Genomic DNA, 11,968 nt, shown 5'->3' with positions numbered 1-11,968 from the left:
AACATGAAAAATATAATAGTAATTATTTCGATACTTCAATCACTCGCTTCTTTTGGACAAAAAGAACCTGTTGAAGTAAAAGACGGATATAAAGTAGAAATACAGACATCTGCGATATGCGAGATGTGCCAATATGCTTTGGAGAAAGACCTTGCGTTTGAAAAAGGAGTAAAGGAAGCCACGCTTAATCTGGATAACAAGGTGATGACTATCGTTTATAACTCTAAGAAGACAGATGCTCAAACGTTAAGGGAACGGATAACGATGGTTGGATATCACGCAGATACGCTTGCCCGAAACCCAATATCCTACGATAAGTTGCCGATGTGTTGTAAAGATGGGGCCCATGGCACACCAGTTCCTCAAGTTCCTTTAAAAGGAGGTAATTAAATCAGGATATTGATTAAGATTGGGGGTAGCGTTTTTAGTTATTGACCTATAGTCATGAAACCTCATCTACTCATACTCATCGGTCTGTTTTCTTTATTGTCATTTTCAAGTCAATCTCAGGTGTCTGAAGACGCTGGAGCAGACACTGTTTTAAAGATTAAAAACCCATACAAGAAAAGTCAAACTAAGTGGCTAAATAAAAAAGGGTTTAAAAAATATAATTGGAATGATCCAGCAATAAATCTTCACTTAGATAAAGCTTTAGATAGTCGTTATAGTACTAATTTCATAAACGGTTTAGGTGTTGCTACAATTTCATGGGGTCTTCTTCATAATGCCTTAAATTCCATGTTACATCAACTTAGTGATGATTGGGATAAAGGGGACTATAAGATTGCCATGGCTCCTTATGTAGTCGGTGGGGCTTTGGTGGGCACTGCTCTAATTATGAATGGTAAGACCCAAAAGGAATTGAAAAAAGCAAAAAAACTTTATCGGGCAGGCTATTAAATTGTTATTAGAATTTTCTAGGTCAATTTAGAAAGTCGTTCACGAACTATCTTGATTGCTGGTCTTTGTAATTAAAATAGAGAGTGAATCTGACAGAAATTCCACCAGATTTATCGCTCGTAGCACAACCGGATCATTTCTTGATAAATCATTAACCTTGCCTTCTCTAAAACAGAATGGAAAATTGAAGGTTTACGAAGAACATCTGGAATCACTAAGGAAGGAAGTGGATAGTCTGAAAGCGAAGGATAAGCAAATGAGCTTGATTAGACTAGTTGTGGCATTTACCGCTGGATTTCTATTTTATCAATTCTATCAAACGGATCACTTCAGTTTCGCAATATCAGGGGTAATCCTTACTTCCTCTTTTTTCCTGCTCATCCGAAAGCATCAGGATATACGGTGGCGAAAGAGACTATCAGAAGAAAAAATAAAGATTAACCAGGATGAACTAAGCTTCTTGAATAATGGGGAGTTCTGCTTTGAAAATGGATCGGAGTTCACCAAACATGACCACCCCTACTCCTATGATCTGGATTTCTTTGGTGAGAAATCACTTTTTCAGATGTTAAATCGAACAGGCACAGTAAGAGGTAAAGTTAAACTAGCTGACAGCCTGCTTGATATTCAAACAAAACCTGAAATAGAAGCAAGACAGCACGCTATTCAAGAGCTTAACCCCATGATTGAATGGCGTCATCATTTACTTGCACTAGGTAAGCAAGAGCCTGATAATCCAGCTATTTATAATCGTCTAATCGAATGGTCAAATAAAAAAACCTCCTCATTAAATTCTGTAATTAGAATTCTTACGTTTTTACTTCCGGTAGCAACCTTAATTATGGTCACTATTTACTTTGTAAAAGGTACCGGAGGTAATATTGCAGGTTTGCTTGCACTTATTAACCTGGCCATTCTCGGCTTGCATTTTAAATCATTGAAAGAGGAGCTTACATCAACCACTGAAATAGGTAAAATCCTTAAGCAATACTCTTTTCTCCTAAAGTCGATTGAAAATCAATCTTTTAAATCTGCCAGGCTTCAGGAACTTCAACAGGAACTAAAAACTAATCATATTTATGCAAGCAGTGCAATTCACAAGCTTGCATTGCTTTTTGGAAGGCTTGAGCATGTTTCAAATATTTTTGCTGCCCCCCTACTTAATGGACTTGTACTTTATCATATCCATGTTTTACATTCCCTTTCCAGATGGAGAGATTCATATGCAACACACATTCAGCAATGGCTTGATACGATTGGTCAAATAGAAAAGCTAAGTAGTCTGGCAAATTTCCACTACAATAACCCCTCTTTTACTTTTCCTGAAATAAATACCAGCGCCAAGGTAGATTTTGAAGACCTGGGCCATCCGCTAATACCTGCTGAAAAGACCGTGACCAATTCGATCAGTTTTGAAGAAAATCGATTCTTTATTTTGACTGGATCGAATATGTCTGGTAAGAGTACCTTTCTAAGAACTGTAGGTGTGAATATGGTTCTTGCTGGCATTGGAGCGCCTGTGTTTGCAAGGAAAGCCAATGTTCATCCTCTTCCTGTCCTGGTTTCAATGCGATTGTCGGATTCATTAAGTGACAGTGAATCCTACTTCTATGCAGAGGTTAAACGATTGAAATACATCATGGACAGATTGGATAAGGAGCCGTGTTTCGTTTTGTTAGATGAAATCCTACGTGGAACCAATTCTGATGACAAGCGAAATGGGACCATTGAGGTCATTCGTAAAATGGCGGTAAAGCAAGCGTTTGGAGGGATAGCCACTCATGACTTAGAAGTCTGTAATGTTTCAAATGAATTTCCTGAAGTGTTAATAAACAAACGCTTTGAGGTAGAGATTGTGGATGATGAACTCGTATTTGATTATAAACTAAGGGATGGTGTATGTCAAAACAAAAGTGCCAGTTTTATCATGAGAAAGATGAATGTGATTTGATGACAAAATCATTTCATTCTGCGTAAATTAGAACATGCGTTTATTGTTCACCACTACCCTTACGCTCATAATGAGTTTGTCATTTTCACAAGATACTAGTGAAAATGATCCGAAAATCACTGAATTGGTGATGTCTATGTCTCAGCGGTCTTTAGTCATGCCCGGTTACCTAACCGATCTCAAAGCACTAGTGGCCCGACAAGCTTATGAGTTCTGGAAAAATGGCAATACAGAGCCCTATGTCTCCCACCTCAATGTATATCAGGCGCTGTATCAGGCTAATAAATACCTCGGCTATGATTCAATTAGAAACATGGCTTTTAATCAGGTTGGTTTTCATTCCAACACCGTCACATCCGTAGTTTTTGGTTCAGATCCTAATTTCTACTACTCTTCCTCGACAGATGGTAAAGTCTTAAAATGGGATTTGACCAACCCACAAAGCATTCCTCAAACGATTTATGAGTCTGATAAAATCGTGCAGTCAATAGAAATGTCTAACGATGGAAAGGTCCTGATGGCTATATTTTATCAGGAAGGATTGGCACTCATTCCCATCGAACAAAGTATTGAAGAAGATATCAGCGTATTGGAAGACCCTGAGCCTGTACAGACAGCTACTTTCATTCCCGGTGAGCGTCGATATCTAAGTGTGACAAAATCAGGAGATTTGATCCTTAAGGGTTTTGATGCAAAATCTGAGCATGTTGGAAAAACCGCTTTGAAAGTAAATCAACTCAAAGTGGATGAGCAGGACGGAACCATTTATGCAGGAACTGAAGAAGGCGTGTTAGAAGCATGGGAGAAACCTTATGAAGTGAAGGAAAGTCCAGTCGAGGATATCATGGAAAATTGGAAGAATCAATCCTACTTTGGATATAAGTTGGGTTCGTTTGCTATCAATTGTCTGGACATTGGACCTGACAGAAATACGTTAGCCATAGGTCGTGACAGAGGAGATGTTATTTTATGGGATATTGCAAAAAAAGAGCTCATACGCATCATATCAGGACATCAGAGCACAGTCACTGATATCCAGTTCAGTCCCAATGGAAAATTACTGCTTACCACTAGCAGAGATGGAACAGCTCGGGTTTGGAATCTTGAAGACTCTCGTAAACTTCCGATTATTCTGGATGACCATGATGATTGGGTTTTTACAGGCAGTTTTGATCCAACAGGTAGAAAAGTGATCACAGGTGGTGGTGATGAGTATATTCGAACCTGGCCCATTGACCCTGCCATTTTAGCATTTCGGATTTGCGTGATGGTCAACAGAAGCCTGACAAATGAAGAATGGAACGAGTTTGTGGGTTCGGATTATGAATACCAAATGACCTGCGAAAATTAGAACGACCCCTTTAGTAAGAATCCATCCAAAAAAACTTTGACCTTATCGAAGTTTAGTTTCAACTTACATCAGAACATCCTTTATTACTTAAAAATTAATTACCAATACCAACTCACGAACCATGCTAAAGCAATTTTCTCACTCACTACTCACATCAGAAGAATTAGTCGTCATAGCTGAACGTCTAATTCAAGCGGTAAATTCCACTTCATTGAAAGATATCCTGGAAAACAGGATCAAAAAAACAAAGGATGCTTCCGATGTTCTATCTGAATCACTCAATGAAAGTCTGTCAAATGTCTATGCCTCCAGAGTACAACAGGCTGATCTCCTGAGGGATGATGCATTCCAGGCCTTTAAATATGGCGTATTATCTGCATCATACCGATCAGAACCCGTCATAAAAAAAGCCGGTGAAAAACTGGTTGAAATTGTCAGAAAACGAGGCTTCAGCCTCTACAACCTGGGCTATATCGCACAAAGTGAAGCAATGAGAAGTTTGGTTGAGGATTTGGGAAATTGCTCTACTGAAATTTCTCGTGCAGGAGTAGCAGATCTGCTGGAAGAAATGCTAAATGCACATGAGAATTTCAATTTGGTCTACCATGACAAAATCAATGATGGTAAGACTAGCGAGGCACCTCAGGTGGTTGTCTGGAAAACAGAACTATCTAAGCAAATCACGTTATTCTTAAACCATATTGAATTGCTGGAAGAGGACAAAGAAAAAGGGATAGGTGCACTTGTCGACAAGCTAAATGCAATCATTACAGACATGATGGAAGAGGCTCAGGAACGACAAAAAGCAGCTTAGTGCATAAAGGTTTTTAACCTGAGTTCCATTAAATGAATTTTCGAATCATTACCCTTTATCCAGTTTGCCATTAACCATTGACCAATGAAAGGAATTTGGTAATTCTTTTATCCAGCCTTCATATTCTTTTTCAATGTGTTTCTGAGAAATGAATTGAGTAGGCAAATGGATATCCTCTTTTTGCTCTTTGGGCTTTAAAGAATAAGACTTCAACCAATATTCGAAGAAAATTCGAGGGAACCTCTGTCGTTCCCTTTTGTTTTTTTCAGCATTAGTCAAAAAGTCTTCCTTCTCGAGCAGAATGGGGTTTATATTCTTACTCAAATTAGAAATTGGAAAGTAGATGACTTTCCCAACGTCTATTTTATTTTCTACAACCTTCATTGTGAAAATCGCGCAATAGTCATTTAGAAAAAGTGGTAAGTATTTGATTCTGTTACCCAGACCATGTTTTTCAAAATGTAAATGAAGCATGTCATTATCAAGTAGCAGAAATACTCGATCGAGGTTTTTACGGATTAATAGCTTTCTGTTATCCTCATATAGATTTTCCCACAACATATTACCTCTTGTCCCAACCATAAATAACAAGGATTCTGGATCATTATCGTGTTCCTTAATTATTTGGTTAAGCTGAATTCTAAATCCAAGACGGGTATTGATGATTTGGTCCTTAGAAAAATGTTCAATGAATAAAAACCTTCTGGAATGGTATTCTGGACTTATGGTGTACGTATTTTTCTTACAAAGTTGAGCAAAGCACCTTTTAATCTTTTTCTCATTTTTGAGACCTGGCATAAAAACTTTTAATTTTTTCATTAAATGATCACTAGCCTTATCAATTCTATTGATTAGTTCATTCTGTGGAATCCGACTAAAAATTCCAGTAATTTTCGCGTCAGAAAATAGCTCTCTCGCATATTTTTCGTTTCTTTTTATGCCCATTTTGTTCACTAGCTGGGTTATGCTAGTAATAGCATCCGCCTTTCTTTCCTTTATAGTTAAGCATTTCAAAAACTCATTAAAATATAGCCCTGCGTTTCCATGTATCAATTGAAAAAGGTTTATTGTGCCCTTATCGATGGCTAAAGCAATTAAAATTTCCACTTTGGTTCGATTAAGGAAATAACCCTTTAGTCTCGATTTTTTCTTCTGCTCATCCTGGTCAAAAAACGCTTTTGAATAATCTTCATGAAATAAATGATCAATGATCTCATCAGCATAGATTCCTCGAGGAGAGTAGCGTGGTTCGTAGAGGCCCTCTTCCTCTTTTGATAGTTTTTTTTGTGGATCATCCAAACCGTGAATGTGCGTGTTAATTGACCTTAAATGTCTCTCCAGAGATAGCTCTCCCCTGGAGTCAACTCGAATCAATTTAACTGCCACCTTTTCTTTTATGTCTTTCTCCGATAATTCGATTTTATCATCTAACTCATGTCTTTTCAGCGCATCTTTAATAACCCTCCGGATCTTTCGTTGCAAATTTTTATCAGAAAGAAACTTATTTTCAGCTTCAACCTCATCCTCTTTACCTTTTTTATTCATCTTGGCAAATTCAAATAGGTAGAAACAGATTTCTTTATCACTCTTAATCGCCCTTTCATAAATGGCGTCTTCAATGATTTGATTAAATTCAATACTCCCCATATCAAATCCCATAAGTATCAGATTTACCCTTTTAATCGCGATACTATCTAAATTCTTATCCCCATCACTTGTTGATATTTCACCTTTAATTAGGCTGTTGAGGAATAACTGCAGGTCGTTTGGTATCCCTAGGTAGTCATCTTTAGTAAAGCGCATGGTGCTTTTGTGACTAACCGTTCCATGTGGTTTTATATATAAAGGAACATTCATCCCATCCTTAACCATCAAATCGGAAATATCTCTGCAATCGCCATCAGATAAAATAAATCGATGATCATCTACAATTTTTTCGTTGATTGCCTGATCTAAAAGCTCATCAAAATTGAAATTGACAACTGCATCTATGTATCTATGTCTCAATAAGAAGGCAATAATGCTATAGCCAATTGCAGGATTGTATCTTAAATCATAAATTTTTTGTATTTCTTCTCTGATTGCTTTTGTTCCAAAGTGACTAGCTAGTAATGATAAGGTAAGCTCAAAATCCAATTCACTATTTTGATCCATATCTGTTATATGAGGAAATAAGTGCTTCAGATTTTTTTCTTCATCCAAATACTTTTCAAGAAATTTATTAAGCACTTTGCTATGCTCCCATTTGCTCTTTTTCAATTTTTTACTGAGTCCAGTTACTCCATAAATTCCAAGAGATTTTTTTATCTGATCAAGTGCCTTTTTAGCGGCTGGTAAATTATAAAATGCCTTACTCATCCCAGCACCAACAACCAGTATATTCCTCGTTTTAATTTTTTCAACAAATTTTACAAGCGCTTCAGGATCCGAGTGTTGTTTTTGATCTCCGCCTAATTTGTTTAAAAAATCTTTTTTGATTGTAGCAACAATTTCTTTTGCAGTTGATGGTGATAAAGTGTTTGTATTGAAATTAAAAGAAGCAATAAGTCTATTCATGGCAAGATCTTCTGCCAGATTCTTTACATAATCTTTTGACTTTTTTATTTGATCTTCCTGGATTTCTTTTGGCGGTTGTTCCATATATCTATTTTGATTTAATCCAATAATTTCAACCGTTGCATGTATAAATGCAAGAAATCGAAGGTTATTCAACAGATATTCCAATAATTTCCCATTTATTTCCATTTGAAAAATTAAAATGTCGTCTGCTTGCTAAACCTTTAGTCTATCCTTTTACGTTTGCGGTCAACATGATTAGAACTCTTTTTCTTTTATCCCTTATCTGGTTGATATCATGCAGTAGCGACTCTCCTACTGCCCAGGACATAGTCGATAAAGCGATCGAAGCTTCCGGTACACAAAAGCTTAATGATGCCACCGCTTCTTTTATATTTAGAGACATTCGATATACATATAGTAGTGAAAATGGGAAGTATGCATACACCAGAATTCAGACTGATAGTATAGGAAATGAAGTTAAGGATGTACTTACCAATCAAGGATTAGTCCGCTTTATTAACGGACAGAAATCTGATATCTCAGAAGAGAAAAGAGCAGCTTATACGAGCTCTGTAAATTCTGTCATTTATTTCGCTTTTTTGCCAAAATCACTTAATGATGATGCGGTAAATAAGTCGCTTGAAGGAACCATAGAAATAGACGGAAAAAGCTACTATAAAATCAAAGTGACATTTGATGTTGAGGGCGGTGGAGAAGATTATGAAGATGTCTTTTATTATTGGTTTGATATGGAGGATTATAGCATGGACTATCTGGCGTATAGTTACAACGAGGAAGATGAGGGAACTGGAATGAGGTTCCGTGTCGCATATAACACACGAAAAATTGATGGAGTCGTCATACAAGACTACAAGAATCTTAAACCTAAGATAAAGGACAGCACTCCTTTATCGGAAATAGACCAGGCTTATATTAATGGAGAACTTACCAAGCTATCTCTCATTGAATTAGATGCTCTTGAAATAAGCTTTTAACTCTTTAAGATGGCTAATACTTTAGCCTCATTCTCCTTAAAAAATTCTCTTTTCTGGTTTTTCAGTTTTATTTCAGTTCCGTTTTCTAATAGAAAATCAAGCACTTTTGGATGTATGTAATATTCTCGTGCGGTACTGACCGTATTACCTAGTATTTTAGACACACGTCTCACTATGGCGGTTTCGAGTTTCTTTTTCGGATTTTCCTTTACTTCCGCCAAAGCTTCCGGGTAAACATCCACAGCACTGACTGTACCTCCCCATGTTCTGAAATCTTTAGCAGAAAATTGGTCATCGCTTAATTCCCTTATAAACTCATTGACATCAGCAGAATCAATTCTCTTTCGTTCACTTCCCTCCTTGTATCTAAACACCTCATAACCAGGCAGCTCATTTACCTCCTGCAAAAGCTTCACAAGTTTTCGATTTTCTATGGAGATATTTCGGTACTTATTGCTTTTCCCCTTATAGCTCAGCTCTAATCCTCCATCTTTCTTTTCGAGGTGCCTCCTTCTCAAAGTTGTAAGTCCATAAGTTTCATTTTCTGAAAGATAAAAGTCATTCCCTATTCGCAAATAATGCAGGTCAAGTAGCTTAATTGCAATCGCCAATACTTTGATTTTACTGAAAGATTCCTTCTCTAAATATTTATTGATTTTTTTTCGAATCTCAGGAAGCGATTCGCCAAACTCAACCATTCGGCTATACTTACTTTTCTGTCGGTATTCCAGCCAGTCTTCATGATATAAATATTGTTTTCTGTTTCGTTCATCTCTTCCTGTGCACTGCAGATGTCCATTTTCTAATTTACAAATCCAAGTGTCTTTCCAGTTTGGCGGAATTACCAGGTTCTGAATTCGACCAATCATTTCTTTATCAACCAGTTCTTCACCTTCTTCGTCCAAGTATATCTCACTTTCTCCATTCACTATTCGGGAAAGTCCCGGCTCCTCATCGGTAACATATACCAGGTGTGGAGGACAATCAATTGATTCAGAGGTATTATTTTGCATTGCATGAAGGTAACTTACGCTGCGGTCATCTGGTTTTCAATTTTCGCAATTATTATTAGTTGCAGCCAGTCAAAAGAGAAGAAACTCTTGAGTGAACTTGAATCCGTAGAAAGTCCTGCAGGACTCAATGCGAGTCTTCCCTACCTGGTTCTTGGAGAAGATAAAAACCTATACCTCTCGTGGGTTGAAAAAGGAGATTCCAATCTAGTGAACTTTAAATACGCCTACTTTGTAAATGACGAATGGAGTAAATCTGAATTGATCGCATCCGGCAATGATTGGTTTGTCAACTGGGCGGATTACCCAATGCTTGCCATTGACAAGGATGGTAATAAAATTGCTCACTATCTGGCCAAAAGTGCCTCAGGCACCTATTCTTATGATGTTAATATTGTTTTAAAGCACAAAGACTCATCTAACTGGTCTTCCCCTATTATTCCACATAAAGATGGTACACCTACAGAACATGGATTTGTAACCATGCTACCTCAAAATGATGTATCATTTCTCCTATCATGGCTTGATGGAAGAAATACCGGAGGTGGTGGACATGGGGAGCATGGAGGTGGAGCAATGACTATTCGGTCTGCTGTTATCGATATGAATGGTAACCTGACAGAAGAAATAGAACTGGATGGACGGGTATGCGACTGTTGTCAAACGGGTGGTGCAATTACTCCAAAAGGGGCAATAATCGTATATCGAGACCGGTCTGTAGATGAGGTTCGGGACATGGCATTTGTTACTCAAATGGATAGTGGCTGGAGCCAACCTATACTCATTGCACAAGACAACTGGAAAATTGAAGGCTGTCCTGTAAACGGTCCACGTATAGCAAGCTATCAAAATACAGTTGCTGCAGCATGGTTTACATCAGCACTTGGCAGACCAACGGTTAAAGTGGCATTCGGTATTGGGCAAGATTTTAATGAGCCCATTATTATTGACGATACATCCCCAGCAGGAAGAGTAGACATTGTCATGGTCAATGAGCAAGAAGCGATGGTAAGCTGGATGGATGGTGGAGAAACGCCGGCCATCAAATATCGAAAGGTCAATATTAATGGCTCCATGTCACCTGTTGGAACCGTAGCTGAGATGTCAGAATCCAGAAGTAGTGGATTTCCTCAAATGGAGATTCTTGGTGGAGATATATACTTTGCATGGACGCAAATTGATGGAGAAAAATCAAATATCCGAATGGCAAAAACAGCTTTAGAATAGTCAATTCATTACTGATTCATTCACAGCCTTGAATAATGCTCCCCATGACCTAACGCCATCATTGTCTTTTCCCATCCTTACTATGATCACTTGAGTGTCTGGAAAAATGTAGAGGTACTGCCCCAGGTGTCCCCATCCTGATATGATATCAACATGTTCTGCATCCGTGCTGTAGAGCCACCAATAATTCTTGTAAAAAATCTCCACACCATAGTCAGGCACCAGGTGGCTTTTATCAAAACTAAGCGTCTCTTCAATCCATTCCTCAGAAACAATGGATTTGCCTTCCCATTGACCCTTATTAAGCATGAGTCTGCCAAACTTGGCAAAATCAATGGCTCTAAGATTGAGTCCACTTTCCATTTTCGTCATCTGTGATTCGTCACTATCCAGACTCCATGAGCCTGGATACTCCATGCCCATTTGATCCCAGATTTGTTTTTCAAAATAAGCTGCAGGCATCATTCCCGTTACTTGTTCAATGACCATTCCAACTACGATTGGATTGTATGAGTTGTACTTAAAATGAATACCGGGCTCATCTTTAACAGGCAGCTCTATGATTCGCTCTCGTAATTGTGGGTGGTAATACGCCTTTGGTTTATCACCCCAGATTAAATCGTGATCTTTAAACTGAATACCGCTTTTCATATCGAGCAAGTGAGACAGCCTTACTTTCGAATATTTTGAATCTACCGTCTCCAGTACAGGGAGATACTTGACAATTTCAATATCTCTTGATTCAATTAATCCTTGGTCAATGGCTACACCTGCCAACAGTGAGGTGATTGACTTGGCAACAGAAAAAGATGTGTTGATTGAATCGCGAGTGTAACCATTTAGGTATTTTTCATAGAGAATGGTGTCATTCTTTATTATCAGAAAAGCAGTTGTTTCAGACACTGTAATCGCACTTAAAAGCGCTTCTTTTTTGTCTTTGCCAGTTGGTATCATCAATTGGTCTAAATTCTCATCATATGCTTGCACAAAATGGTAAGGTTCTGATGAAGCTCTGAAAGGATAGCTAGGAAATTTCAGATAATCATCTATTCCAGAAGCGTTCCAGCGTACCCAGCGTCCGCTATAAGTGGATGTGGAACAAGAGAAAACGAACATAACGCCTATGGCAATAAGTAAACCTCGAAAATTCTTCATAATAAC

10 protein-coding genes are annotated in these 11,968 nt (G+C 38.0%); 7 read left to right on the top strand and 3 right to left on the bottom strand.

All coding sequences use genetic code 11. From position 1 onward, the window contains the following. Positions 1–3 precede the first annotated feature (3 nt). The 5 genes from ACO05G_RS05510 (at position 4) to ACO05G_RS05490 (ending at position 5,016) form a co-directional block, all read left to right on the top strand. On the top strand, positions 4–390 hold the full coding sequence (locus tag ACO05G_RS05510) for a heavy-metal-associated domain-containing protein (RefSeq protein WP_421765058.1): 387 nt from the start codon (positions 4–6) through the stop codon (positions 388–390). Between the two features lie 54 nt (positions 391–444). Next, entirely contained in the window at positions 445–900 is a 456-nt protein-coding gene (locus ACO05G_RS05505; protein ID WP_421765057.1) for a hypothetical protein, read from the top strand. Between the two features lie 55 nt (positions 901–955). Beyond that, positions 956–2,851 carry a MutS-related protein gene (locus tag ACO05G_RS05500; protein ID WP_421765056.1) on the top strand — a complete coding sequence of 632 codons (1,896 nt, stop codon included), beginning with the start codon at positions 956–958 and terminating at the stop codon, positions 2,849–2,851. Between the two features lie 34 nt (positions 2,852–2,885). Then, the gene (locus ACO05G_RS05495; protein WP_421765055.1) at positions 2,886–4,202 is read left to right on the top strand and encodes a WD40 repeat domain-containing protein; all 1,317 of its coding nucleotides are present in this window, start codon (positions 2,886–2,888) and stop codon (positions 4,200–4,202) included. Positions 4,203–4,323: 121 nt separating this feature from the next. Then, positions 4,324–5,016 (top strand): DUF6261 family protein, encoded by a 693-nt coding sequence (locus tag ACO05G_RS05490; protein WP_348282857.1) that lies wholly within the window; start codon positions 4,324–4,326, stop codon positions 5,014–5,016. Positions 5,017–5,064: 48 nt separating this feature from the next. Here ACO05G_RS05490 and ACO05G_RS05485 read toward each other — a convergent pair whose 3' ends face one another. Further along, complete coding sequence (locus ACO05G_RS05485) at positions 5,065–7,656, bottom strand: SIR2 family protein (RefSeq protein ID WP_421765054.1); 2,592 nt, start codon at positions 7,654–7,656, stop codon at positions 5,065–5,067. A gap of 47 nt (positions 7,657–7,703) precedes the next feature. Between ACO05G_RS05485 and ACO05G_RS05480 the strand changes: the two genes are divergently transcribed. Then, positions 7,704–8,570, top strand: a complete 867-nt coding sequence (locus tag ACO05G_RS05480; RefSeq protein WP_421765053.1) for a DUF6503 family protein — start codon at positions 7,704–7,706, stop codon at positions 8,568–8,570. Here the strand turns inward: ACO05G_RS05480 and ACO05G_RS05475 are convergent. Beyond that, on the bottom strand, positions 8,567–9,583 hold the full coding sequence (locus tag ACO05G_RS05475; RefSeq protein WP_421765052.1) for a DNA topoisomerase IB: 1,017 nt from the start codon (positions 9,581–9,583) through the stop codon (positions 8,567–8,569). The two genes, ACO05G_RS05480 and ACO05G_RS05475, sit on opposite strands and share 4 nt — an antisense overlap. Positions 9,584–9,586: 3 nt before the next feature. On the opposite strand from ACO05G_RS05475, the gene ACO05G_RS05470 reads away from it, so the two are divergent. Continuing rightward, complete coding sequence (locus ACO05G_RS05470; RefSeq protein WP_421765051.1) at positions 9,587–10,807, top strand: exo-alpha-sialidase; 1,221 nt, start codon at positions 9,587–9,589, stop codon at positions 10,805–10,807. Here the strand turns inward: ACO05G_RS05470 and ACO05G_RS05465 are convergent, their stop codons facing one another. After that, a complete protein-coding gene (locus ACO05G_RS05465; protein ID WP_421765050.1) occupies positions 10,808–11,962 on the bottom strand; it encodes a serine hydrolase domain-containing protein in 1,155 nt (384 codons plus the stop codon). Between the last annotated feature and the right edge of the window lie 6 nt (positions 11,963–11,968).

Origin of the sequence: Ekhidna sp., assembly GCF_965227465.1 — a bacterium.
Classification (GTDB): Bacteria; Bacteroidota; Bacteroidia; order Cytophagales; family Cyclobacteriaceae; genus Ekhidna.
This window is presented reverse-complemented; position numbering and strand designations above follow the sequence as displayed.